We start from the raw sequence: 25,553 nt of genomic DNA, 5'->3' as shown, positions 1-25,553 counted from the left end.
CTTATATAATTACGATCTGTAGCTTATGGAGAATAATCATAATTATGTTTTCATTAAACAATACAGAGAGTATGATTTAGTGATAACTAATCTCTCCTTTTGTTATAAAGAAATAATTCAGCAATGTTTTTTTGATAATTGAAAGAATAACGCTAATTTTGCACCCTCATTTGAGATTGGAACAAAGTATAAATCAAATAAATAATTGTCAGAATGAACGTTTCATTACAAAACATTGACAAAGTAAGCGCTCTGCTTACTGTGAAGCTTGAGAAAGCCGATTATCAGGAAAAAGTTGATAAATCATTGAAAAATCTTCGTCAGAAAGCTCAGGTTCCGGGGTTCCGTCCGGGAATGGTTCCGATGAGTCTGGTGAAGAAAATGTATGGTAAATCTGTTATTGCTGAAGAAGTAAACAAGGCACTTTCAGAAGCTGTATATAAGTATATTCAAGATAATAATGTATCTATTCTCGGCGAACCGCTGCCAAATGAAGATAAGCAACCGGATATCGACTTCGATACTATGGAAGAATTCGAATTCCTTTTCGATATTGCTCTGGCACCTGAATTCAAAGCTGAAGTAAGCACTAAAGATAAAGTTGACTATTATTTGATTGACGTTACTGAAGATATGGTAAACAATCAGGTGAAGGCTTATACCCAACGTAATGGTAAGTACGAACAAGTGGACGTTTACGAAGATAACGATATGCTGAAGGGATTGCTGGCTGAATTGGATGAAAACGGCAATACCAAAGAAGGTGGCATTCAGGTAGAAGCTGCTGTAATGATGCCGTCTTACATGAAGAACGATGAGCAAAAAGCTATCTTTGCCAATGCAAAAGTAAATGATGTACTCGTATTCAATCCTTATACTGCATGGGATGGTAATGCAGCTGAACTGTCTTCTTTGTTGAAGATCGATAAAGAAGAAGCCGCTGAAATGAAATCTAACTTCAGCTATCAGGTAGAAGAAGTGACTCGTTTTGTAGCCGGTGAACTGACTCAGGAAATTTTCGATCAGGTATGTGGTAAAGATGTTGTGAAGACTGAAGAAGAATTCCGTGCTAAAGTAAAAGAAGTAATTGCTAATCAGTTTGTAGCAGACACTGATTATAAATTTCTGATCGACGCTCGTAAGATGTTGATGGAGAAAGTTGGCAAGTTGGAATTCCCGGATGCATTGCTAAAACGCATCATGCGCATGAACAACCAGGACAAAGACGAGAAATTTGTAGAAGACAACTATGATAAGAGTATCGAAGAACTGACATGGCACCTGATCAAGGAACAGTTGGTGAAAGCTAACGATATCAAGGTTGAACAGGAAGATGTAGTCAATATGGCTAAGGAAGCTACCCGTGCACAGTTCGCACAATATGGTATGATGAGTGTTCCTGAAGATCTTCTGGAAAACTATGCAAAAGAAATGCTGAAGAAGAAAGAAAGCGTTGAAGGTTTGGTAAACCGTGTTGTTGAAACTAAATTGGCTTCTGCTTTGAAGTCTCAGGTGACGCTGGAAAGCAAAACAATTTCTGCAGAAGAATTCAATAAGATGTTTGAATAAGCTTTTTTATTCTGAAAACAGTTTAAAAACATTAAGAAACACAGAGTCTTATATCATATAACTCTGTGTTTTTTTGTGTCTCTGTGTTCTTTTTTGTTTCTTTGCATTTCAATTTACTAAACCTAAAAAAGAAAGTAATATGGATGATTTTAGAAAATACGCTACCAAGCATTTAGGTATGAATAGCTTGGTGTTGGACGATGTGATTAAATCACAAGCCGGGTATTTAAATCCTTATATCCTGGAAGAACGTCAACTCAATGTAACCCAGTTGGACGTTTTCTCCCGCTTGATGATGGATCGTATCATTTTCCTTGGTACACAGGTTGACGATTATACCGCTAATACTTTACAGGCGCAGTTACTGTATCTGGATTCGGTAGAACCGGGTAAAGATATCTCTATTTATATTAATTCACCGGGTGGTTCCGTATATGCGGGATTGGGTATCTATGATACAATGCAGTTTATCACGAGCGATGTGGCTACTATCTGTACAGGTATGGCAGCAAGTATGGCTGCAGTGTTGCTGGTGGCAGGTGCGGAAGGCAAGCGTTCGGCGCTGACTCACTCTCGTGTAATGATACATCAGCCAATGGGTGGTGCACAGGGACAGGCTTCGGATATTGAAATCACGGCACGTGAAATTCAGAAGCTGAAAAAGGAACTGTATACTATTATTGCTGACCACTCTCATACTCCTTTCGATAAAGTTTGGGCAGACTCTGACCGTGACTACTGGATGACGGCACAGGAAGCCAAAGAGTATGGCATGGTAGATGAAGTGTTGATTAAAAAATAAATATGGCAGACTCAAAAAGAAACAAAAATAGGTGTAGTTTCTGTGGGCGTACGGAAGATGAAGTCGGATTTCTGATTACGGGAATGAACGGCTACATTTGTGATAGTTGTGCCACTCAGGCCTATGAGATCACTCAGGAGGCGCTGGGTGGAGCAAAAAGGAGTGGCGCTGCAACGAAACTGAACCTGAGAGAACTTCCGAAACCTTTAGAAATAAAAGAATTCCTTGATCAATACGTCATTGGACAGGATGATGCAAAACGCTTCCTTTCCGTGTCGGTATACAATCATTATAAACGCCTGTTGCAAAAAGACGGCGGTGATGATGTGGAAATTGAAAAGTCTAATATCATCATGGTAGGTAGTACCGGAACGGGAAAGACACTGCTTGCACGTACCATTGCTAAATTGCTTCACGTACCTTTTACTATTGTAGATGCTACGGTGCTTACCGAGGCTGGATACGTGGGCGAAGACATTGAAAGTATTTTGACCCGCCTGCTTCAGGTGGCAGATTACAATGTTCCCGAAGCTGAGCAGGGCATTGTGTTCATTGATGAAATTGATAAGATCGCCCGTAAGGGAGATAATCCTTCCATTACACGTGATGTAAGCGGAGAGGGTGTTCAACAAGGTTTACTGAAATTGTTGGAAGGTTCTGTTGTGAACGTTCCGCCTCAGGGAGGACGCAAGCATCCTGATCAGAAGATGATTCCGGTGAACACAAAGAACATTCTTTTTATTTGCGGTGGAGCATTCGATGGCATTGAGAAGAAAATTGCCCAGCGTCTGAACACACATGTGGTGGGTTATAGTGCAGTGCGTAACACTGCGGTAATTGATAAAAGCAATATGATGCAATATATTGCTCCTCAGGATTTAAAGTCATTCGGTCTGATACCTGAAATCATCGGTCGTCTGCCGGTGCTGACTTATTTGAATCCGTTGGATCGTGCCGCTTTGCGCTCTATCCTGACTGAACCTAAGAATTCCATTATCAAACAATATGTTAAACTGTTTGAGATGGACAATGTGGAACTGACATTCGAAGCTACTGTCTTTGAGTACATCGTAGATAAAGCTGTGGAATACAAGTTGGGAGCTCGTGGATTGCGATCCATTGTGGAAACCATCATGATGGATGCTATGTTCGAAATCCCGTCCGAACACAAGGATCACTTTGAAGTGACGTTGGATTATGCTAAACACCAGCTTGAAAAAGCAAACATTGCAAAACTGCAAACTGCTTAAAATCAAATGGTAAGGGTACACGAAACTGACTGTTTTGTTTTTTATTGAAAAATATTCATTGGATTATGCTTGAAATTTAAGAAGTTGTTTATAACTTTGTTAGAGTTCTTACAAAAAGAATAGCTAACCGAGATGTTAAACAATCACTCAAAAAACAACCTAATGAATCATGGCAGGGAAGAAGATTAATTTGACAGACCAGCTGAAGAAGTACTTCGGATTTGACACATTTAAAGGAAATCAGGAGGCTATCATACAAAATCTGTTGGCAGGTAACGATACATTCGTGCTGATGCCTACAGGTGGAGGAAAATCACTATGCTACCAGTTACCGTCATTAATGATGGAAGGTACGGGTATTGTGATTTCTCCGTTGATTGCCCTAATGAAGAACCAAGTCGATGCGATGCGTAACTTCAGTGAAGAAGATGGTATTGCCCATTTTATCAACTCTTCTCTTAATAAAGGTGCGATAGATCAGGTGAAGTCTGACATCCTCAGCGGTAAGACAAAGTTACTGTATGTAGCTCCCGAATCGCTGACGAAAGAGGAAAATGTAGAGTTTCTGAAGACAGTGAAGATTTCCTTCTATGCTGTAGACGAAGCCCACTGTATTTCTGAATGGGGACATGACTTCCGCCCGGAATATCGTCGTATCCGCCCTATTATCAATGAAATCGGAAAAGCTCCGGTGATTGCTCTGACTGCGACTGCGACCCCTAAAGTGCAACATGATATCCAGAAGAATCTGGGTATGATTGATGCCGAAGTGTTCAAGTCGTCGTTCAATCGTCCAAACCTCTATTATGAGGTACGTCCCAAGACCAATAACATAGATAGAGATATCATCAAGTTCATCAAGAATAATTCGGAAAAGTCGGGAATTATTTATTGCCTGAGTCGGAAAAAGGTAGAGGAACTTGCTGAGATTCTACAGGCGAATGGTATTAATGCCCGCGCATACCATGCAGGAATGGATTCTGCAACACGCACGCAAAATCAAGACGACTTCTTGATGGAGAAAATAGATGTGATTGTAGCTACCATTGCTTTTGGTATGGGTATTGACAAGCCTGATGTGCGTTATGTTATTCATTATGATATCCCGAAAAGTCTGGAAGGATATTATCAGGAAACAGGACGTGCCGGAAGAGATGGAGGCGAAGGACAGTGTATTACCTTTTATACCAATAAAGACTTGCAGAAACTTGAAAAGTTCATGCAAGGTAAACCTGTGGCAGAGCAGGAAATCGGTAAACAGCTTCTGCTGGAAACCGCTGCTTATGCCGAATCTTCCGTATGTCGCCGAAAGACGCTGTTGCATTACTTCGGTGAAGAGTATATGGAAGAGAACTGTGGAAATTGTGACAACTGTTTAAACCCGAAAAAACAAGTGGAGGCTCAAGAATTATTGTGTACCGTGATAGAGGCTATTCTCGCGGTGAAAGAAAATTTTAAGGCAGATTATATCATCGACATTATACAAGGACGTGAAACTACCGAAGTGCAGGCGCATTTGCATGAAGACCTGGAAGCTTTCGGCTCCGGCATGGGAGAAGAGGACAGAACATGGAATGCTGTCATTCGTCAGGCGCTGATTGCTGGTTACCTGAGTAAAGATGTGGAAAATTACGGTTTGCTGAAAGTAACGGATGAAGGAAAGAAGTTCCTGAAACATCCTAAATCGTTCAAGATAACCGAAGATAATGATTTCGAAGAAGTGGAAGAAGAAGCTCCGGCAAGGGGCGGTGGCTCTTGTGCTGTCGATCCGGCTCTTTATTCCATGCTGAAGGATTTGCGTAAGAAGCTTTCCAAGAAACTGGAAGTACCGCCTTATGTAATTTTCCAGGATCCTTCATTGGAAGCCATGGCAACCATTTATCCGGTGACACTGGATGAATTGCAAAACATTCCTGGGGTAGGTGCAGGTAAGGCTAAACGCTACGGTGAGGAGTTTTGCAAGCTGATAAAACGTCACTGTGAAGAGAATGAAATCGAACGCCCTGAAGACTTACGTGTTCGTACGGTTGCTAATAAGTCAAAACTGAAGGTTTCTATTATTCAGTCTATAGACCGGAAAGTGGCACTGGATGATATCGCTCTTTCCAAGGGTATCGAGTTCAGTGATTTGCTGGACGAGATAGAAGCTATCGTTTATTCCGGCACGAAGTTGAATATCGACTACTTCCTGGATGAGATTATGGATGAAGACCATATGCTGGATATCTATGATTATTATAAAGAATCCACCACAGACAAAGTAGATGATGCCCTCGATGAGTTGGGGGATGATTTCACGGAAGAAGAAGTACGTTTGGTTCGCATCAAGTTTATTTCTGAAATGGCGAATTGATCCTCGACTGTTGGTTTAAAAAAAGAAAAAAAATATTGCGTGCAGATATACGGAATGGAATAAAAACCGTATATTTGCACGCAATAAATTTTAAACGCATAGCCCTATGTCATTTATTGCTGATAAGATTGTAATGGATGGATTAACTTATGACGACGTTTTGTTAGTCCCCGCTTACTCTGAAGTACTCCCTAAAACTGTCGAACTCTCGACAAAGTTTTCAAAAAACATTGAGTTGAAAATTCCGTTTGTAACGGCCGCTATGGACACGGTTACTGAAGCGAAAATGGCTATTGCCATTGCACGTGAAGGTGGTATTGGTGTTATTCATAAGAATATGTCCATTGAGGAACAGGCGCGTCAGGTTGCCATTGTGAAGCGCGCTGAAAATGGTATGATTTATGATCCGGTAACCATTAAGAGAGGTTCTACTGTAGGAGATGCATTGGCATTGATGGCAGAATACAGAATCGGTGGTATTCCAGTAGTAGATGATGAAAGATATTTGGTAGGAATTGTTACTAATCGTGACCTTCGCTTCGTAAGAGATATGAATAAGCATATCGATGAAGTGATGACAAAAGAAAATATCATTACTACAAACCCGACTACCGATATGGAAGCTGTTTCTCAGATTTTGCAGGAACACAGAATTGAGAAATTGCCGGTTGTGGATAAAGATGGTAAGCTGGTAGGACTGATTACTTATAAAGATATTACGAAAGCTAAAGATAAACCGATGGCCTGCAAAGATTCCAAAGGCCGTTTGCGTGTAGCTGCCGGAGTGGGGGTTACTGCTGATACCCTCGACCGTATGCAAGCTTTGGTGGATGCCGGTGCCGATGCTATCGTTATTGATACCGCCCACGGACATTCCATCTATGTGATAGAGAAATTGAAAGAAGCAAAGAAGCGTTTCCCGAATATTGATATTGTAGTAGGTAACATTGCTACCGGAGAGGCTGCAAAGGCATTGGTAGAAGCTGGTGCTGATGGTGTGAAAGTAGGTATCGGTCCGGGTTCTATCTGTACTACTCGCGTTGTAGCAGGTGTAGGTGTTCCTCAGTTGTCTGCTGTATATGATGTTGCTAAGGCATTGAAGGGAACAGGTATTCCTTTGATTGCTGACGGTGGATTGCGCTACTCAGGAGATGTTGTGAAGGCTTTGGCTGCCGGAGGTTATAGTGTAATGATCGGTTCGCTGGTTGCCGGAACGGAGGAATCTCCCGGTGATACGATTATCTTTAATGGACGTAAATTCAAGTCTTATCGTGGTATGGGCTCGTTGGAAGCAATGGAAAATGGTTCAAAGGACCGTTATTTCCAGAGTGGAACCAATGACGTGAAGAAGTTGGTACCCGAAGGTATTGCTGCTCGTGTTCCTTATAAAGGAACTTTGTATGAAGTAATCTTCCAGTTGGTAGGTGGTCTGCGTGCCGGTATGGGCTACTGTGGTGCAGGCAATATCGAGCAGTTGCACGATGCTAAGTTTACCCGTATTACTAATGCGGGTGTACTCGAAAGTCATCCGCACGATGTAGCGATTACAAGCGAGGCTCCGAATTACAGTCGTCCCGAATAAAAGTATAGGCAAGAGTTATATAAGAATACCCGGAAAGGAGCAGTTTCTTTCCGGGTATTTTAATTTCTAATTTAAGTTTCGCATGCTGCTCGACTTCTTAGTTAACAAGGCTTCAGTTGACGAGGGAACAAGGGAGATAGCCCTTGAAATGCTCGCTTATATTGCACAATACACAAACTATAAAAGGGCGTTTTATTTTCCCAATTGGAGAAATATTTTTTCCTAACTGGAAAACTGTTTTTTCCCAATAGGGGAAAAATAGTTTAGTAATAGCTGCTACTAGAATGGGAGATAAATTAGATCTATTGGGTAAGTTGTTTTCTAAACGTTACTAAACAGATGATATGTTTAAAGAAAGCCCTTGAAGGTAAACAATATGAAAGATGTTTCTCCGTTATTACATTGTTCTTTTTCAAAAGAAGATAGTTATGATAAGAAGTAGATTGACAATAATTCTCCTTTGTCTGGGATGGACAGTTTTTGCTCAGCAGGATCCTGTGCTGATGCGTATTAATGGGAAAGATATTCTCCGTTCAGAGTTTGAATATATCTATAATAAGAATAATGCTCTTTCCGGTGTGGAGCAAAAAACGCTGAAAGAATACGTTGATTTGTTTGTGAATTTTAAGTTGAAAGTCTCTGCTGCCGAGGCTGCGGGGGTGGATACTACCCGTGCTTTCCGTGAAGAACTGGAAGGGTATCGTCGTCAGTTGGCAAAGGCTTATTTAACAGATGAAACCGCATCAACACTTGCCGCACGCCAGGTATATGACAAGATGAAAGCCAATCAGCGTGCGGGACAAGTACGGGTTAGTCATATTTTTAAATCCCTGCCTCAGATAGCTACCAGTCATTTGCTCCGTACTACTGAAACCCGCATGGATTCTCTTTATACTGCATTGCAGAACGGACAAGCAGATTTTGATACTTGCGTACGTAACTTTTCTGACGAAAAGAAGTCTTTCTGGGTAAGTTGGCTACAGATGCCAGCTGAATTTGAAGATACGGTCTTTGAAATGAAACCGGGTGAAATATCCCGCCCTTTCTTCACTCCGCAGGGTATTCATATTGTCAAGGTGCTTGAACGGAAAGATATTTTGCCTTTCGAGGATGTGAAAGATGAAATTATCCGTCGCCAGACCCGCCGTCATGGAATGGATAAGGGAACAGAATTTTTGGTGGAGAAGTTGAAAAAAGAGTATCAATACGCACCGGATAAAGCGGGAATGGATGAATTGCTGGCAAAAGGACAGACTGAAAAGAAACTTTTTACTCTTGGTGGCAGAGAATATACGGGACAAATGTTTGCCAACTTTGCTATTGCCCATTCTCAGGGAATACAACGTCAGTTGAAAGGGTTTATCATGAAATCCGTGCTCGACTATGAATACAGTCGTTTGGAACAGAAGTATCCGGAGTTTCGTATGCTTATGCAAGAGTATCGTGATGGTATGTTGTTGTTTGAAATCAGTAACCGGGAGATTTGGGAACGTGTATCTTCGGATGAGGTGGGAATGGCTGCCTACTTTGATAAGCATCGTTCAGGCTACCATTGGAAAAATCCTCATTATAAGGGGATTGTGATACATTCTGCAACAAAACGAATAGGAAAACAAGTTCGTAAACTTTTGAAATCTCTGCCGGAAGAGGAGTGGCAGAATGCCATCCGGCTGACGTTTAATGCAAAGACGCGGCAAGTGCAGGCAGAACAAGGCTTATTTGCTCCCGGAGATAATGCTTATGTAGATGAAGAAATCTTCAAAAAGGGGAAAGCTGAACCTATGACGTCATTTCCTTTTACCACTTTTCTGGGTGAAAAGGTGAAGGGTCCGGAGACTTATCAAGAGGTGCGTGGACTGCTTGTAGGCGATTATCAGAACTATTTGGAGGAGCGTTGGATTGCACAATTACGGAGCACCGCTAAGGTTGAAATAAACCAAGAGGTTTTAAAAACCGTTAATAAGCACTGATGCAACCGATTAAACCGTTATCTTCGTACCTTGAAATAAAGTAAATATCAATCGGTAATGCGAATATTTTTCCTGGCACTCCTCTCCATCCTTTTGTGTGTGGCCTGTAGCGAGCAACACGACCATAAAGGAAAGACACCACTGGTGGAATTGGACGGCAATTTCCTTTACCGGGAAGACTTGCAATCTGCGCTTCCGGCGAGATTGTCGAAAGATGATAGTTTACTGTTCGCAGAACATTATATCCGCAATTGGGTGGAAGATGTCTTATTATATGAGAAAGCGCAGAGTAATATTCCCGATAACGGGGAGATTGAGAAACTTGTGGAGAATTATCGCAAGGCGCTGATTATGCACACCTATCAGCAGGCATTGATTCACCAAAGACTCTCGAATGAAATTTCAGAGGGAGAGTTGGCGGACTATTATGAAAAGAATAAAGAGCTTTTCAGGTTGGAACGGCCGCTGATGCAGGGGTTGTTCATCAAAGTCCCCCTCACCGCACCACAACTAAACAATGTACGTCGTTGGTATAAAGCAGCTACGCAAGATGCAGTGGAACATCTGGAAAAGTATAGCTTGCAGAATGCCGTGAAGTACGAGTACTTTTATGATAAATGGGTACCGATGGCAGATGTGCTTGATCTGATACCGTTGAAAGTACCCGAAGTAGAAGATTATGTAAATAAGAACCGTCATATCGAATTGAAAGATACGGCGTTTTATTATTTCTTGAATGTGAGCGATTTTCGTTCGGTGGGCGAGCAGGAACCTTATGAGTTTGCTCGTCCTAAAGTGAAAGATATGATGCTGAACCTGAAGCAAGTGGAGTTTATGAGAAAAGTGAAAGATGACTTGTATCAGCAGACAGTGAAGAAGAATGAGATTAAATATAATTAGTTTAGATACACAGAATGAAAAATTTTATGAACTTTAAGTTTGTAGTTTTATGTGCCTTGGCGCTGATGACCGGTTCTGCCGTTTATGGACAAGACAACGTGATTGACGAAGTAGTTTGGGTAGTGGGCGACGAGGCTATATTGAAGTCTGAAGTAGAAGAAGCTCGGATGAGTGCTCTGTACGAAGGGCGTAAATTTGACGGTGATCCCTACTGTGTGATTCCTGAAGAAATAGCAGTACAAAAGCTGTTTTTGCATCAGGCAGCTCTCGATAGTATTGAAGTTTCTGAAAGTGAGGTGATCCAACGTGTGGACCAGATGACGAATATGTATATCGCCAATATCGGTTCGCGTGAAAAGGTGGAGGAATACTTCAATAAGACATCCAGTCAGATTCGCGAAGCTTTGCGCGACAATGCCCGTGAAGGATTGAAAGTGCAGAGAATGCAGCAGAAACTGGTAGGAGAGATTAAAATCACTCCGGCAGAGGTGCGCCGTCACTTCAAGGATTTGCCGCAGGACAGTATTCCTTATATCCCTACTCAGGTAGAGGTGCAGATCATCACACAGCAACCGAAAATTCCTTTGGAGGAAATTGAAGATGTAAAAAGTCGTCTGCGCGAATATACGGATCGTGTGAATAAGGGAGAAAGCTTCTCTATGTTGGCACGTTTGTATTCCGATGACCGTGGTACGGCTATCAATGGTGGCGAAATGCCATTTACGGGACGCGGTTATCTGGATCCAGCATTTGCTAATGTGGCTTTCAATCTGCAAGACCCCAATAAGGTTTCCAAGATTGTAGAGTCTGAATATGGCTTCCACATTATCCAGTTGATGGAAAAACGTGGTGACCGTATCAAAGTACGCCATATCTTGTTGAAGCCACACGTACCGGAAGAAGCACTGATGGCAGGTACTGCCCGTCTGGACTCTATTGCCGATGACATCCGTAACGGTAAGTTTACTTTTGAAGAAGCAGCTTCCGTACTTTCACAGGATAAGGATACACGTAACAATCACGGTCTGTTACCTAACCCTCAAACCAATACATCAAAGTTTGAGATGCAGGAACTTCCGCCCGAGATTGCTAAAGTGGTGGATAAGATGAAAGTAGGAGAAATCTCCGAGGCATTCACTATGATTCCGCAGAAGACCGGTAAAGAAGAATGTGTAATCGTGAAACTGAAAAGCCGCATCAACGGACACAAAGCAACTATTTCGGAAGACTATCAGAACCTGAAGGAAATTGTATTGGAGAAACGTCGTGACGAGATGCTGGATAAATGGATTCGCGAAAAACAAAAGCATACGTACGTGCGTATCAACGAAAATTGGAAGAACTGTACATTTAAGTATCCGGGGTGGATTAAAGACTGATCCCGGGTGATACACTAACTTTTTGTATGCAGAAGAAAAATACAAGAAATAATTTTCTGAACAGGCATAGATTCCTTCTCACAGGCCTTCTATGCCTGTTTGGCATCTGTTTGCTGAGTGCCCAGGATAAGCAGAAACAGCCGGAAAAGAAGAAAACCCGGGTTGATTTGCTTCACGCTGAGGAGGCGCAGGCGGATAAAATCCTGCTTCCGGATGTTCAGATTCTGATCCGGTCGGTAAAGCTGCGCCATGACAGTATGTATATGTACTGTGACAGTGCGTTGATTTACGAGAAGACAAATTCGGTGGAAGCTTTCGGTAATGTCCGTATGGAACAGGGGGATACGCTCTTTATTTATGGAGATTATCTGTATTATGACGGTATGTCGCAGTTGGCAATGCTTCGTGAGAATGTCCGCATGATTAACCGGAATACGGTATTGACAACGGATAGTTTAAACTACGACCGTCTGTATAATTTGGGCTATTACTTCGATGGCGGCACATTGACCGATGAAGAGAATGTGCTGACTTCCGAGTGGGGAGAATATAGTCCGGCTACGAAGATTTCCGTATTCAATCATGATGTGAAGCTGGTAAATCCGAAATTCGTATTGACTTCGGATACCCTGAAATATAGCACCGATACGAAGATTGCTACGATTCTGGGTCCTTCGGATATTGTGAGTGATAAGAACCACATCTATTCCGAACGAGGTATTTATAACACCACTACAGAGCAGGCTGAACTGCTGGATCGTTCCGTGCTGACCAACGAAGGCAAGAAACTGACGGGTGACAGTATTTTCTATGATCGTGTTTTGGGATATGGTGAAGCGTTTGACAATGTGCAGATGAATGATACCATTAACAGGAATATGCTCACGGGTAACTATTGCTTCTACAATGAGATTACGGGAAGTGCACTTGCCACTCAACGTGCGGTTGCCATTGATTATTCACAAGGTGACAGTTTGTTTATGCATGGTGATACACTGCGGTTGATTACCTATCATATAAATACGGACTCCATGTTCCGTGAGATGAGGGTGTATCATAAAGTACGTGCTTATCGTACGGATGTTCAGGCAGTATGCGATTCTTTGGTGTATAATTCTAAAGACTCTTGTATGACGATGTATACTGATCCTATCTTGTGGCATGGCTCACAGCAACTGTTGGGTGAGGAAATTAAAGTCTATATGAATGACAGTACCATAGACTGGGCGCACATCATTAATCAGGCTTTGGCTGTGGAGCAGAAAGACTCTGTTCACTACAACCAGGTGACGGGCAAAGAGATGAAAGGCTTTTTTGTCGGCGGAGATATGCGTCAGGTGGATGTGAACGGTAATGTGCTGGTTATCTTCTATCCGATAGATGATAAAGACAGTACCATGATAGGATTGAACTATTCTGAGGGCAGTTTCCTGCGTATGTTGCTGAAGGAAAGGCGTATGGAGCAAGGAGCCTTTATAGGGAAAGCGAACGGTACGCTCTATCCGATGGACCAGATTCCGGCTGATAAATATAAGCTGCCGCCTTTTGTCTGGTTCGACTATATCCGACCGAGGAATAAGGAAGATATATTTGAGTGGAGAGGTAAAAGGGCTGGCGAACAATTGCAGAAATCAGATCGTAAGCCTATCGTTTCACCAAGGAATATGAATATAAAAAGAAATAAATAAGCGCTATGGGAATGTTCACAATGAGAAAGCCTCGTGGCTTTAATCATCCATATATATATGTGGATGAGCGGAAAGAAAAGTTGGCGAAGATGGAAGAAAATGCCAAACGTGAATTGGGAATGTTGCCTGAGAAGGAATTTTCACCGGAAGATATCCGGGGAAAATTCGTAGAAGGCACTACCCACTTGAAACGACGCAAGGAAAGCGGGCGTAAACCGGTACACTTGGGGGTAATACTGGTGATTATTGCTTTGCTGATATACTTGTGGTATGCCATAAGCACCGGAATCATTTAATTTAATTACGAATTACAAATTACGAATTGCAATGTAGCATCATGGAACCTGTTGTTATTCGTTATTTGTAATTCATAATTCATAATTTGTAATTATCATGAGCGACATAATTCATCTGCTGCCCGATTCGGTTGCCAATCAGATTGCTGCCGGAGAGGTGATTCAGCGTCCGGCATCCGTCATTAAGGAATTGGTAGAGAATGCGATTGATGCCGAAGCACAAGAAATACACGTATTGGTGACAGATGCAGGGAAAACCTGCATACAGGTGATTGACGATGGCAAAGGTATGTCCGAAACGGATGCGCGCCTTGCTTTCGAACGCCATGCCACGTCTAAGATAAGGCAGGCCGCCGATTTATTTGCCTTGCGCACGATGGGATTCCGTGGAGAGGCGTTGGCTTCTGTTGCTGCGGTGGCGGAAGTAGAACTCAAAACCCGTATGGCGAATGAGGAACTGGGTACACGGATTGTGATAGCCGGCTCTAAAGTAGAGAGTCAGGAAGCCGTTTCGTGTCCTAAAGGAAGTAACTTTTCCATTAAGAACTTATTCTTTAATATACCTGCCCGCCGCAAGTTCCTGAAAGCGAACTCGACGGAATTGAGTAATATCCTTACTGAATTTGAACGCATAGCTCTGGTACATCCCGAAGTGGCTTTCTACTTATATAGTAATGATACCGAATTATTCAACCTGCCTGCGATGCCGCTTCGCCAACGCATTCTTGCCGTATTTGGCAAGAAGTTGAACCAGCATCTGCTGTCGGTAGATGTGGATACTACTATGGTGAAGGTCTCCGGCTTTGTTGCCAAACCGGAGACGGCGCGTAAGAAAGGAGCTCATCAGTATTTCTTTGTGAACGGGCGTTATATGCGTCATCCGTATTTCCATAAAGCGGTGATGGATGCTTATGAACAATTGATTCCGGCAGGCGAACAGATTTCTTATTTCATTTACTTTGATGTGGACCCGGCCAACATTGATGTGAATATACATCCTACCAAGACCGAGATTAAGTTTGAAAACGAGCAGGCAATTTGGCAGATCGTTTCCGCAGCGGTAAAAGAGTCATTGGGTAAATTCAATGCTGTGCCGTCCATTGATTTCGATACGGAAGGTATGCCGGATATTCCCGCATTCGATCAGACTCGTCCGATAGAGCCTCCGAAGGTGCATTATAATTCAGACTTCAACCCGTTCAAGACTTCTTCCGCTTCTTCTTCTTATAGTGGTGGTGGCAGCTATTCCCGACCGAAAGTGGATTGGGAGGGACTGTATGATGGTCTGGAGAAAGCCAGCAAGATGAATACGCCTATGGAAGAAGAACCTTTTGTAGACGAAACGGACTGGACTTCCGCACCTACATCGGTAGATATGGCCGAAGAACGTACTCCGTATGTTCAGGAGACGGAAACTGTATCCTCCCCATCTGCATCGTTGTATACCAACGAACCGGCAGTGGAGAAAGGTGCGCAGCATTTTCAATTCAAAGGGCGCTTTATCCTGACTTCGGTAAAATCCGGTTTGATGCTGATAGACCAGCACCGGGCACATATCCGAGTGCTGTTTGAACGCTATATGAATCAAATACGCCAGAAACAAGGGGTTTCTCAAGGAGTTTTGTTCCCTGAAATCGTGCAATTGCCCGCTTCGGAAGCTGCGGTATTGGAAAGTATCATGGAAGACTTCTCGGCAGTTGGGTTTGAACTGACACCACTGGGAGGAGGAAGCTATGCGATTAATGGTATTCCGTCCGGCATTGAAGGGTTAAATCCGGTGGAGCTGGTACGCAATATGGTGCATACGGCTATGGAAAAGGGAAATGACGTGAAGGAAGAAGTACAAACAATGTTGGCTCTGACACTGGCAAAGGCTGCTGCCATTGTTTACGGTCAGGTGTTGAGTAATGAAGAAATGGCTAATCTGGTAGATAATTTGTTTGCTTGTCCTACTCCGAATTATACACCGGATGGGCGTACCGTATTGTCAACGATTAAAGAAGAAGATATTGAAAAACTATTTGCTCGTTAAAGTAGTATAATCTATTTGTTAAAACAATTTCGCACATACGTGTGAATGATATTCGCCCCTACAGGATTGATTAAGGCACTTGTAGGGGCGAATCATCATTTATTTATCTGTATAGAAGCCTTCCTGCCCGGCTTGTGGCGCGGTCGGAACAAAAAAAACTCTCTTCGTAAAACCTTTTAGTTCGGATGGTGTTATTTAAACAGTTACAATAATGAATTTAAATTAACCACTTAACTATTTAAGGTATATGAAAAAGATTCTAATGTTACTGGCTTTGGCCGGTTTGTCTTCTGCTGCTATGGCGCAACAGAAGACTGAAGTAGTCGAATACGAAATTATCCAGGTACAGGATAAATATCAGGTAATCACCAATCCTTTCTGGAGCAATTGGTTCTTCTCTATCGGCGGCGGTGCTGAAGCAACTTTTGGTGATAATGATAGTGCGGGAAGTTTTGGTAAGCGTATCAGTCCTACATTAAATATCTCTGTCGGTAAATGGTTTACTCCCGGTTTGGGATTGCGTCTGCAATATAGCGGCTTACAGGCAAGAGGCTTTACTTATGATAAAGGTGCCGACTATGTGAAAGGTGCCGAACTGAAAGACGGTTACTATAAACAACGTTTTGACTATATGAACTTGCACGGTGACGTGATGTTCAATCTGAATGCTCTTTTCGGAGGTTATAATCAGCATCGTGTTTATGAGATTATTCCTTATGTAGGTGCCGGTTTCACTCACAATTACTCCAAACCTCATCGCGAAGCTTTGTCTGTGAATGCAGGTATTATCAATAAATTCCGTATTTCGAATGCGGTAGATATTAACCTGGAATTGAGTGCAATGGCTGCTGAAGATAAATTTGATGGTGAAGTTGGTGGTGATCACGGATATGATGGCGTATTGAGCGCTACGGTTGGTTTGACTTATCGTTTCCCGGCCCGTGGTTTCCGTCGTCCGATGCCGCAGTTGATCTCTCAGATCGAACTGGCTGCCATGCAGGATAAGTTGGCTATGATGGGTGCACAGAATGCAGAATTGAAGAATGCATTGGTACAGGCTGAAAACCAACCGGTAGCTGAAGTGACAGAAACTCAGGTGATTGTTCCGGATCCGGATATCGCACCGCGTACTGTATTCTTCCAAATCGGTTCTGCTGAATTGTCCCCGCGTGAAATCATGAACCTGTCTTATCTGGCAGAACAAATGAAACAGTTCCCGAATGCAACGTACACCGTAAACGGTTATGCTGACTCTGCAACCGGTACTCCGGCATTCAACAAGGAGTTGAGCTTGAAACGTGCACAGGCTGTTAAGAATGCATTGGTTAAGAATTACGGTATTGCTGCCGACCGCTTGAATGTTGAAGCCGGTGGTGGTGTAGACAAGTTTGGTCAACCGATTCTGAACCGTGTGGTATTAGTGAAATCTGCTAACTAAATATAGTCTTTTCATTAAAAAGGGAACGCCCTGTTCTCTCGTAGATTCTACGGGAGGTCAGGGCGTTACTCGTTACAGGGGATATTGTTTTTATTCTCCGCTGAATTTCTTCACTTGTTCTGCTATCAGTTCCGCATCGTCGAAGTAGTTAATCTTCATCGCTTTGCGTACATCATCCAATGTAGCGGCGGCAACTTCGCGTGCAGCGTCGCAACCTTTCTTCAGCATGTCATAGATGGCAGGAATGTCTTTTTCAAATTCTTTGCGACGATTGCGGATCGGTTCCAGCGTCTCCTGCATGATGGAGTTAAGGAATCCTTTCACCTTCATATCACCCAGACCGCCACGCTGATAATGTGCTTTCAGCTCATCAAGGTTCGGATATTCGGGCAGGTAAAGGCCAAAGTGTTCGGGGCGGCAGAAAGCGTCCAGATAAGTAAATACAGGGTTACCTTCTACTTTACCCGGGTCTTGAACACGCAAGTGATCGGGATCGGTATACATACCTTTCACTTTTTTCTGTACTTCGTCGGCAGAGTCGGAGAGGTAGATGCAGTTTCCCAGGCTCTTACTCATCTTGGCTTTTCCATCTGTTCCGGGCAGGCGCAGGCAGGCGGCGTTGTCGGGCAGGAGGATCTCCGGCTCAACCAGTGTTTCGCCATAAATATAGTTGAAGCGACGAACGATTTCGCGTGCCTGTTCCAACATAGGCTCCTGGTCTTCGCCCACAGGGACAGTTGTTGCCTTGAAAGCGGCAATGTCCGCAGTCTGGCTGATGGGGTAGGTGAAGAAACCTACCGGGATGCTGGCGTCGAAGTTGCGTAACTGAATTTCTGCTTTTACTGTGGGATTGCGTTGCAGGCGGCTTACGGTCACCATATTCATGAAGTAAAAACTCAATTCGCACAGTTCGGCAATCTGAGATTGGATGAAGATGGTGCTTTTTGCCGGATCCAGTCCGCATGCCAGATAGTCAAGCGCCACTTCGATAACATTCTGACGTACCTTTTCCGGGTTGTCCACATTGTCCGTCAATGCTTGTGCATCGGCTATGAAAACAAATATCTTGTCATACAAACCGGAGTTCTGCAACTCCACTCTTCTTCTTAATGAGCCTACATAATGTCCTATATGCAGGCGTCCTGTAGGGCGGTCGCCCGTGAGGATGATTTTCTCTTTGGTCATATATCGTTTCTCTTTAGTCTGTTAATACTAATTTTTTCGCAGAGATGCTGGATTTTTTTTCTTTTGCAACGTAGTCACGATGTACTTCCGTCATTTTTCGGTTAAAGACATCCATAGCCTGATAGTCTTCTTTGGTATTATATAGTCTTTCGACTTTTAATTCCGGGGCATTAAAACCAGCGTATTTTTTTAAATCTACTAGCATATAATATATTAGTTTTTTAGGTTTCTATCAAATATGGTGAATGGCGTATTCTGTAATGGAGAATCTCCTACAGTTCGTTTATCTTTATCATATTGTACCACTTTTTGGTCGTATGCAGCGAATATCAATGATCTGTAATCCAGCTTGTTCGCTTCAGTTGCATCTAATAGGATCAGACCATTTGCCTGTTTTCTTAAAATACCTAGGTCATCCGAAATTTCAGTGATCCATATAAAGCGGGGCAAACTTTTATTCATGATGATTCTCTTCAATTCATCATTCATATTGCCGAGCATAACATATTCCCTGTATGAACGTGTCGAACATAGGAAGGTTCGCAAATATAACTCTTTTCCATTTGCAAAATCAAAAAAATCGGAACATAATAGCTCTTTTACAAAATTTTTAGCTACATAAGCTTCCAGATATATCTTACGATACAATGGCACTATAAAGTGGGAAATTTCACAATTGTTCCAATTTACGTCTCCCAAGCTTGCGTATCTGCCTGTCGGGGTTCCTAACTTTTCAGATTGATAGACTGGAAAATTATCGTCTATAAATAGGAATTTCTTGTCAGCTTCATCCCAGTCTTTTATTTTCAGAGTGTTTTTTGCAGTTGTTTCAAATTCTTTTCCGGATAAAGATTGAATTCTTTTGGCACTTACTTTCTCATGACCAATACATAAGACCGCATGACCAATAAACTTGAATTTTTCCGGAGGAATTCTATCACGTGCTTTTTCATTTTGCAACGCCACTATAACAGGAATCCCACTTTCTATATAACAACTTAATAAAGATTCAAAATCCTCTCCGAATACATCTCGTGAATAGAGCTTGGGACCAAAACCGAATTCTTTCAATAGATAAGACATGCTCTCTACCGATAATCCTGCCGAAGGCAGCTGTCTCTCTACAGTGTTTTGTTTCAATAGTTGTAAAATCCGTGAAGGTAAAACCGGAGAATATTCAGGGTATTTGTTCCCGTAATACTCCATCAGTGCCCAAATCATAGTTTCTGCACAACTGATTGTTTCGGTATCTTGAGAGGCAAACGGGAAAGCCTGAACATTGAATTTTACTCCCATCGCAGTAGAAGGAATGGCTGCCACACACGTTTTGAAAGAGTTGTCTTTTAGTAAATTGGGTGCGATGGCACTTCTGCCGACAATGTATGGAGACGTGGGGCGCAATACTACAAACCCCCGATAATTCTCTTTAAGAAATGTGATATAATTCTTGTCTTTGAATATATCCAAAGATGTAATTTTATAATTTTCGTCATTAAAGAAAGAGATTTTGATGGCGTCTCTTCCGTAGTGGGTTCGTTTGGAAGCATAATAGCTGTAGTAACTATCCCTATAGACCTTATCAACATAATTCCGCTCTATTACCAGCTTCGTATGTTTTACCAACCTGTTTAAATGTGGCATGACACGTTCTTCTACTAAATGAAGCGCATACTCTTCGGCCAAGCAAAAATCTTCACAGATAATTTGTGCCAGAGCTTCTTTGAGAAAAGAATCGTCAATAGGTATTAAGAAAAAATTGTCTTCCAGCATGAATATTCCTTATAGTTATATCCTATAATATTGAAAAAGTTTACAAAAGTAGATATAATAATTGAAAGTCTGATCAATTTCCTTCACTTTTCACATACACTTTATGATTGCCTCTTCCGCTGGTCTCGATGCCAGTGCCCGGCGTATGCGCCCACTTACGCAGTTCGGTGGTGGCGGCGGTTTGTAGCAATCCCGTCAGTTGGCGGTAGTTCAGTACGGTGAGGTAAGGATGTTCTTCCAGATAAGCTTTCGCCAGTATCAGGCGTTGTTCGCTGGTATATTTCTGCGAAGAGCGTGCGGGCTTCCAGGGAGCGCGTTTGAGGTCGCACCAACCATTGGTTTCCCTTATCAGGTCTTTGTCCGCGCGGAAGTTCACTCCACCCACACGAATGCTTTGTGCGTTTCGTTTCGTGGCATTTTTTTCCATCTTTTCCCGTTCCTTGTCCGGGCGCAGGGACAGTGCCGGAGTAAATACACCCAGACCTTCTATTTTCACCGAGCGTCCCATTCCCATTTCGTGGGCCAGTGCTTCGCCCAGTTCGCAAATCACTCCCTCGGTCACTCCTTTGGCGAAGGCGCATTTCATGGCGATGTATTCGGCCAGTTCTCGTGTACTGGTCTGTCCTGTCATTACCATTTGCGGGTAGGTGGTCTGCTCACCTGTGTCTTGCATATCGGGCATTTCTTTCATTATGTAGTGGGGCATTGTTGGGCTCTCCTTTCTTGTTTGATGATTCATCCAGTTACTTGGTTGCCTTCCTGTGTTGGAAAGGTGTTTGCCTTGCAACGCAAACTTCCTTTTGTGACAGGAAAAACTTGAAACGAAATCTCCATTTTTAAGAGTGAAGTCTTCGTTTGTAAGAATAAAGCTTTCATTTTTAATAATGAAAGTCTTGCTCTGAGTCTTGGCAGGCGCAAAGATAACTATCTACAGCCGGGAAAGCAAGTTTTTATTGGGAGAATCGCTCTTTGTCTTTTGCATATCACTTAGTCTGATTCATTCATGAGAGCAAAAATGACAGTTACTTTACTGGCCGTTGAAAAATATCATAAAAGTAATTTTATGGACAATAATGTTTTTTTGAGAAAATTACCTTATATTTGTAGCGAATCTTGATATTGTAGCAATAGAGCGAGAGATTTGTCAATATTGAGTTAATACGCAAGAAGCGAAAGTTATTATCCCTATTTCTGAAATCTGGTAAATTTCTAAACACCTGGGGATGATAGCAACTGTTTCTTCACGTCTATGTTATATATACTTAGGCGTGAGGACTGTTGTCTATTCAGGTGTTGGGTTTACCAGAGCCTCAGAAATGAATGGAAAATAACGGTCCTCGCGCTTTCTTTATATATAAACCCGCCTTAGAGGGCAGACGGAAGAAACTAAGAAAAACACATGGCAAACAAAACATTCAGATTTTTGCTGTTTACAGGGATGCAATTACTGTTCCTGTTGCTTGTTACACAACGTGCGTCAGCACAAAACAAAATTCAAATTACTTCTTTTCAGCGGATGGAGATGGATGTAACAGCACGTATCACCGCTCCCCTCAAGGATCAAAATGGAGAGGTCTGTGCACTGATACGCATTGTTACCACTGATAAAAATTTCATGTTCGAGCCGGATGCATTGGGCATTGTGGCACGCGAGAACAAGCCGGGTGAAATATGGCTGTACGTTCCGCGTGGGGCGAGACGTATTTCCATCATGCACGAAAAGTATGGTGTGCTGCGAAATTATTTCTATCCGGACATTATCGAAAAGGCCGTGACCTACGAAATGGAACTTTCTGCGGGTGACGGAACTGAACCTGTTGCTGCTGATGCTAACATGCAACTTCTCGTGATGCGTCCCGAACCCGCTACGGCAGATATCTATATTGATGATGAAAAGATGCCGACTGAAAAAGGACTGTTCACGGCTACTATGAAAAAAGGCACACATACCTATCGGGTAGAGGCGCCGATGTATGCTCCGGATGCCGGGATTATAGATTTAGGTAGTGAACAGAAGATAATGAGTGTCACGCTGAAACCTCGTTTTGGCTATATGGAAATCTTTTCTTTGCCGGAGGAGGATGCTAATGTATACATTGATAATGAACTTGTCGGGAAAACTCCGTACAAGAGTGATCGCTTGCCGTTACGCGACTACCGTGTGAAGGTGGAGAAAGATTTGTTTTTTCCTCAGGATACATTGCTTACCGTGTCTCCCGGCGCGACAATCGGCTATACCTTTAAACTTGTTTCAACCATCAAACCCAAAGAACCCCGCCGTACATTGGTGATGCTGGAGGCCGGCTGGCATCCTTCTCAAATTTCGTTTGGGGCTATGGTGGCTATGGTTGCCAATAATGGTGCTTATGTTCGTTTTCGGAGTGATTTTGGTTCGGTATCCGCTGATCTTGAATGTGATGATACTGGAGCATTGACTGCCGGTGGTGCAGGCACACCTTATTATAAGGAAGGTGTGTCGAAGAAAGCCCGTATGTCTGTAACCGCCGGATATATGCGCCGCATTGCGAAGCCGCTGTATGGTTATATTGGTGCGGGATATGGTAATCGTGCATTGGCTTGGGAGACGGTAGAAGAAGAATTGGTAAAGAATACCGACCATTCTGCCACGGGAATTGCTGCTGAAATCGGTGCTATAGGTCGTTTGGGCAAATTTGCCGTGTCAGTGGGGTGCCAGACGGTGAACTTCAAATATTTGGAACTGAGTGCGGGTGTAGGTTTCTTTTTCTAAAAGCCGGTTGACGGAAATTTCATAATTCATAAGTATAGTAAGATGAAAAGAATAGAATATATATTGCTGTGCAGCCTGTTAGCGCTGTTGGCAGCTTGTGAGAAAGATACATTGCCGATGAATTTCTCTCCGGTGTTGAAGACGGGAGAGGCTACGGAGATTTATCGAATGGGGGCTACACTTTCGGGTAGTATACAGAAGTCGGAAGGCGTGGTTGTGAAGGATTGTGGCATTTTGCTGTCCGAACTTCAAAGTATGGCAGAGTATACGGAACTTAAAATCACTACTTCGGATGTGACATCGCTGAGTGTGCAAGTGAAGGACTTGCAGCCGGGTAAGACTTATTATTATTGTGCGTATGCCAGTAGTGGTTACAGTATAGCACGGGGTGAAATAAAGACATTTACGACAACGGAAAGCAATGCGCCGGTCTTCGGAGAGCTACAGGTGTCGGAGCGGGATGAGAAAAGTCTCACAGTTTCCACCGTTCTACTGGATGAAGGAGGAAGTGAGCTGATACTTAGCGGCTTCTGTTGGAAGGAGGCGGATGAAGGTAAGGGTAATCCTACAACCAAGGACAACGTAGTGAACGCTACGCCGGAAGGCGGCAAAATCACCGCCCGTATGAAAGATTTGAAAGCCGATAAGGAATATGCGGTTTGTGCTTATGGTGTGAATGCCAAGGGAGTAGGATATGGTAAAACGATAGTTGTGAAGACACAGAATGCTACGGTACCTGCTTTGTCCAGTATTACTCCGGTAGATTCCACTGCGCTAAGTATTATGGTGAAAGCATCTATATTGAGTAGTGGTGAGACGGAAATTTCTGAATATGGTTTCTGTTGGAGTGCTGAGAGCCAAACGCCTACCACGGCACATATGAAGCAAGTGGTGACGGAAAAGGATAACAATAATGCTTTCAGTCTGAATATTGCGGACTTGCGGTCGGAAACGACTTATTATATTCGGGCGTATGCCATAAACGGACAAGGAAACGGGTACGGAGATATACTTAAATATACCACTAGAAAAGGCTTGGCCGTAACTACCTTGCATGCTGAAGTCACCGGTACTACGGTTGTTGTTTACGGGGTAGTGACTCCCGGTACGGAAAATAACCATCATGGCTTTGAGTTTGCCACTAACCGCGATGATTTGCTGAATCAAACGGGGGATATTCGTTCAGTGGATGTACACACTAATCTGTCCTATAATCAGGTGGATGGAACTTTTCATGGTGAATTGGGCACATTGGAAGCTAACACTACTTATTATGTACGCGCTTGGTTTATGGATGCGGAAACGTCGCAATGGGTGTATGGTGATATTATGGAAGTCAGAACCGGAGCGAAAGGTATTTATACGTTGGAGGATTTGATTGCGTTTCGTGATGCGAAGAAAACGTCTGTTGATATGTCAAAGTGGACTGATAGTGAAAATGTGGTCAATATTTATGCCGACATTGATTTAAGCTCCGTTGATAATTGGGAGCCAATTAAACATATTGGTGCTATTGTCAGTTCAGATAACAGAGAATCACTAAATGGACATGGGCATACGATTTCCGGATTAAAAATGAGATATTCGCCTTCTGAAGCACATTATGGCTTTATTGAGTCTAATCAAGGGGCAATCCGAAATCTTCATCTGAAAGGTAGTGTCATAATTGATGATTACGATACGGAAATAAGTTGCTGTGCGGCTTTATGTGGAATAAATCATGGTGTCATAGAAGATTGTTCTGTGGAAGTGGATATAGATGCGGGCGAAGTAAAATCCAACGTATATGTAGGTGGTATCTGCGGGTTCAATGCTTTGAATGGAGTGATAAAACGTTGTGTGAATCGTGGTACCGTCGCAGGTACACAAGGAGCGCATTGTCATGGCATCGCCGGTAACAACTATGCAGGCTTGATTGAAGATTGTGATAATTACGGTGCTGTGATTAGTAACAGTTGGGCTGCGGGTATCGCTATTTCCTTTCAACCGGAGTCTAAGGTTGTGAATTGTACGAACTATGGTGAAATAATAGGCTCCTCTACCGTAGGAGGAATTGTTTCACACTTGGGAGGAACAATCGACAACTGCAAAAATCACGGAAAAGTGAGTGGTGAAAGTTCGGTTGGAGGAATTGCTGGGGCTGTTCTGGAAAATGCCATTTTGAAGAATAGTCAGAATATAGGCGATATTATGGGTACAGATGCTTCATCTACCGGTGGTGTTTGCGGTTGGTTGGATGGTTCTGGTACTTATGAAAACAATACGAATGGTGGAACGGTGAATGGCGTTGCCGGAACGGAAGCCAATGCCATAGGATATGATGGGAGAAAAGGTGGCATCATTGATCCCGAATAGCTATTGTTTCTCTTTTCTCGTGTAGTTGCAATACTTGTAAGAATATTGTGGACGATAATTTGTTTATTATCGAAATAAGTCGTTACTTTGCACAAATTTTAAAGCAACGATGCAACAACACGGGAAAAGAGATACATATAATCTGCATTCGAATGAATTTCATTCGTTAGTCGATGATTTCTCTTTCTCTGAGAAGATATTGTTAGTTCTTTGGTAATGCGTTAATCCTTTGTTG

At 42.8% G+C, this 25,553-nt stretch carries 18 protein-coding genes; 14 read left to right on the top strand and 4 right to left on the bottom strand.

The genetic code is table 11. From position 1 onward, the window contains the following. Positions 1–213: 213 nt before the first annotated feature. From tig to BN161_RS19700, 12 genes are all read left to right on the top strand, one after another. A complete protein-coding gene (tig, locus tag BN161_RS19755) occupies positions 214–1,569 on the top strand; it encodes a trigger factor (RefSeq protein ID WP_044269555.1) in 1,356 nt (451 codons plus the stop codon). A 139-nt stretch (positions 1,570–1,708) separates the two neighbouring features. Further along, positions 1,709–2,371, top strand: a complete 663-nt coding sequence (gene clpP / locus BN161_RS19750) for an ATP-dependent Clp endopeptidase proteolytic subunit ClpP (RefSeq protein ID WP_007210214.1) — start codon at positions 1,709–1,711, stop codon at positions 2,369–2,371. A 2-nt stretch (positions 2,372–2,373) separates the two neighbouring features. After that, on the top strand, positions 2,374–3,621 hold the full coding sequence (gene clpX, locus BN161_RS19745; protein WP_007218710.1) for an ATP-dependent Clp protease ATP-binding subunit ClpX: 1,248 nt from the start codon (positions 2,374–2,376) through the stop codon (positions 3,619–3,621). Positions 3,622–3,790: 169 nt separating this feature from the next. Beyond that, a complete protein-coding gene (gene recQ / locus BN161_RS19740; protein WP_044269553.1) occupies positions 3,791–5,974 on the top strand; it encodes a DNA helicase RecQ in 2,184 nt (727 codons plus the stop codon). A 106-nt stretch (positions 5,975–6,080) separates the two neighbouring features. Continuing rightward, positions 6,081–7,556, top strand: a complete 1,476-nt coding sequence (guaB, locus tag BN161_RS19735; protein WP_044269551.1) for an IMP dehydrogenase — start codon at positions 6,081–6,083, stop codon at positions 7,554–7,556. A 428-nt stretch (positions 7,557–7,984) separates the two neighbouring features. Further along, on the top strand, positions 7,985–9,526 hold the full coding sequence (locus BN161_RS19730; RefSeq protein WP_044269569.1) for a peptidylprolyl isomerase: 1,542 nt from the start codon (positions 7,985–7,987) through the stop codon (positions 9,524–9,526). 57 nt (positions 9,527–9,583) lie between these two features. Continuing rightward, positions 9,584–10,426 carry a peptidylprolyl isomerase gene (locus tag BN161_RS19725; RefSeq protein WP_044269549.1) on the top strand — a complete coding sequence of 281 codons (843 nt, stop codon included), beginning with the start codon at positions 9,584–9,586 and terminating at the stop codon, positions 10,424–10,426. A 14-nt stretch (positions 10,427–10,440) separates the two neighbouring features. After that, complete coding sequence (locus tag BN161_RS19720; RefSeq protein WP_044269547.1) at positions 10,441–11,805, top strand: peptidylprolyl isomerase; 1,365 nt, start codon at positions 10,441–10,443, stop codon at positions 11,803–11,805. Positions 11,806–11,831: 26 nt separating this feature from the next. Beyond that, positions 11,832–13,493 carry an OstA-like protein gene (locus BN161_RS19715; RefSeq protein WP_044269545.1) on the top strand — a complete coding sequence of 554 codons (1,662 nt, stop codon included), beginning with the start codon at positions 11,832–11,834 and terminating at the stop codon, positions 13,491–13,493. A gap of 5 nt (positions 13,494–13,498) precedes the next feature. Then, a complete protein-coding gene (locus BN161_RS19710) occupies positions 13,499–13,789 on the top strand; it encodes a hypothetical protein (protein WP_044269543.1) in 291 nt (96 codons plus the stop codon). A gap of 97 nt (positions 13,790–13,886) precedes the next feature. Further along, positions 13,887–15,821 carry a DNA mismatch repair endonuclease MutL gene (gene mutL, locus BN161_RS19705; RefSeq protein WP_044269541.1) on the top strand — a complete coding sequence of 645 codons (1,935 nt, stop codon included), beginning with the start codon at positions 13,887–13,889 and terminating at the stop codon, positions 15,819–15,821. A 247-nt stretch (positions 15,822–16,068) separates the two neighbouring features. Next, positions 16,069–17,259, top strand: coding sequence for an OmpA family protein (locus BN161_RS19700; RefSeq protein ID WP_007210422.1), 1,191 nt, complete (start codon positions 16,069–16,071; stop codon positions 17,257–17,259). 90 nt (positions 17,260–17,349) lie between these two features. On the opposite strand, the gene trpS is transcribed toward BN161_RS19700, so the two are convergent. The 4 genes from trpS to BN161_RS19680 form a co-directional block, all read right to left on the bottom strand. Further along, on the bottom strand, positions 17,350–18,444 hold the full coding sequence (gene trpS / locus BN161_RS19695; RefSeq protein WP_044269539.1) for a tryptophan--tRNA ligase: 1,095 nt from the start codon (positions 18,442–18,444) through the stop codon (positions 17,350–17,352). A gap of 13 nt (positions 18,445–18,457) precedes the next feature. Beyond that, complete coding sequence (locus tag BN161_RS19690; RefSeq protein ID WP_044269538.1) at positions 18,458–18,649, bottom strand: hypothetical protein; 192 nt, start codon at positions 18,647–18,649, stop codon at positions 18,458–18,460. Between the two features lie 8 nt (positions 18,650–18,657). Then, entirely contained in the window at positions 18,658–20,214 is a 1,557-nt protein-coding gene (locus BN161_RS19685) for a hypothetical protein (RefSeq protein WP_044269536.1), read from the bottom strand. Between the two features lie 73 nt (positions 20,215–20,287). Continuing rightward, entirely contained in the window at positions 20,288–20,920 is a 633-nt protein-coding gene (locus BN161_RS19680; protein WP_044269534.1) for an HU family DNA-binding protein, read from the bottom strand. Between the two features lie 693 nt (positions 20,921–21,613). Between BN161_RS19680 and BN161_RS19675 the strand changes: the two genes are divergently transcribed. Continuing rightward, positions 21,614–22,963 carry a PEGA domain-containing protein gene (locus tag BN161_RS19675; RefSeq protein ID WP_044269532.1) on the top strand — a complete coding sequence of 450 codons (1,350 nt, stop codon included), beginning with the start codon at positions 21,614–21,616 and terminating at the stop codon, positions 22,961–22,963. 42 nt (positions 22,964–23,005) lie between these two features. Further along, positions 23,006–25,318, top strand: a complete 2,313-nt coding sequence (locus tag BN161_RS28200) for a fibronectin type III domain-containing protein (protein ID WP_052356343.1) — start codon at positions 23,006–23,008, stop codon at positions 25,316–25,318. Positions 25,319–25,553 lie beyond the last annotated feature (235 nt).

It is taken from the genome of Bacteroides timonensis, assembly GCF_000513195.1.
Taxonomy (GTDB): domain Bacteria; phylum Bacteroidota; class Bacteroidia; order Bacteroidales; family Bacteroidaceae; genus Bacteroides; species Bacteroides timonensis.
The sequence above is the reverse complement of the archived record's forward strand: the minus strand, read 5'-3'. Positions and strand labels throughout refer to the sequence as shown.

Coding starts and splice junctions, on each gene's coding strand:
- tig (WP_044269555.1), top strand. CDS start 214: ATGAACGTTTCATTACAAAACATTGACAAAGTAAGCGCTCTGCTTACT.
- clpP (WP_007210214.1), top strand. CDS start 1,709: ATGGATGATTTTAGAAAATACGCTACCAAGCATTTAGGTATGAATAGC.
- clpX (WP_007218710.1), top strand. CDS start 2,374: ATGGCAGACTCAAAAAGAAACAAAAATAGGTGTAGTTTCTGTGGGCGT.
- recQ (WP_044269553.1), top strand. CDS start 3,791: ATGGCAGGGAAGAAGATTAATTTGACAGACCAGCTGAAGAAGTACTTC.
- guaB (WP_044269551.1), top strand. CDS start 6,081: ATGTCATTTATTGCTGATAAGATTGTAATGGATGGATTAACTTATGAC.
- BN161_RS19730 (WP_044269569.1), top strand. CDS start 7,985: ATGATAAGAAGTAGATTGACAATAATTCTCCTTTGTCTGGGATGGACA.
- BN161_RS19725 (WP_044269549.1), top strand. CDS start 9,584: ATGCGAATATTTTTCCTGGCACTCCTCTCCATCCTTTTGTGTGTGGCC.
- BN161_RS19720 (WP_044269547.1), top strand. CDS start 10,441: ATGAAAAATTTTATGAACTTTAAGTTTGTAGTTTTATGTGCCTTGGCG.
- BN161_RS19715 (WP_044269545.1), top strand. CDS start 11,832: ATGCAGAAGAAAAATACAAGAAATAATTTTCTGAACAGGCATAGATTC.
- BN161_RS19710 (WP_044269543.1), top strand. CDS start 13,499: ATGGGAATGTTCACAATGAGAAAGCCTCGTGGCTTTAATCATCCATAT.
- mutL (WP_044269541.1), top strand. CDS start 13,887: ATGAGCGACATAATTCATCTGCTGCCCGATTCGGTTGCCAATCAGATT.
- BN161_RS19700 (WP_007210422.1), top strand. CDS start 16,069: ATGAAAAAGATTCTAATGTTACTGGCTTTGGCCGGTTTGTCTTCTGCT.
- trpS (WP_044269539.1), bottom strand. CDS start 18,444: ATGACCAAAGAGAAAATCATCCTCACGGGCGACCGCCCTACAGGACGC.
- BN161_RS19690 (WP_044269538.1), bottom strand. CDS start 18,649: ATGCTAGTAGATTTAAAAAAATACGCTGGTTTTAATGCCCCGGAATTA.
- BN161_RS19685 (WP_044269536.1), bottom strand. CDS start 20,214: ATGCTGGAAGACAATTTTTTCTTAATACCTATTGACGATTCTTTTCTC.
- BN161_RS19680 (WP_044269534.1), bottom strand. CDS start 20,920: ATGCCCCACTACATAATGAAAGAAATGCCCGATATGCAAGACACAGGT.
- BN161_RS19675 (WP_044269532.1), top strand. CDS start 21,614: ATGGCAAACAAAACATTCAGATTTTTGCTGTTTACAGGGATGCAATTA.
- BN161_RS28200 (WP_052356343.1), top strand. CDS start 23,006: ATGAAAAGAATAGAATATATATTGCTGTGCAGCCTGTTAGCGCTGTTG.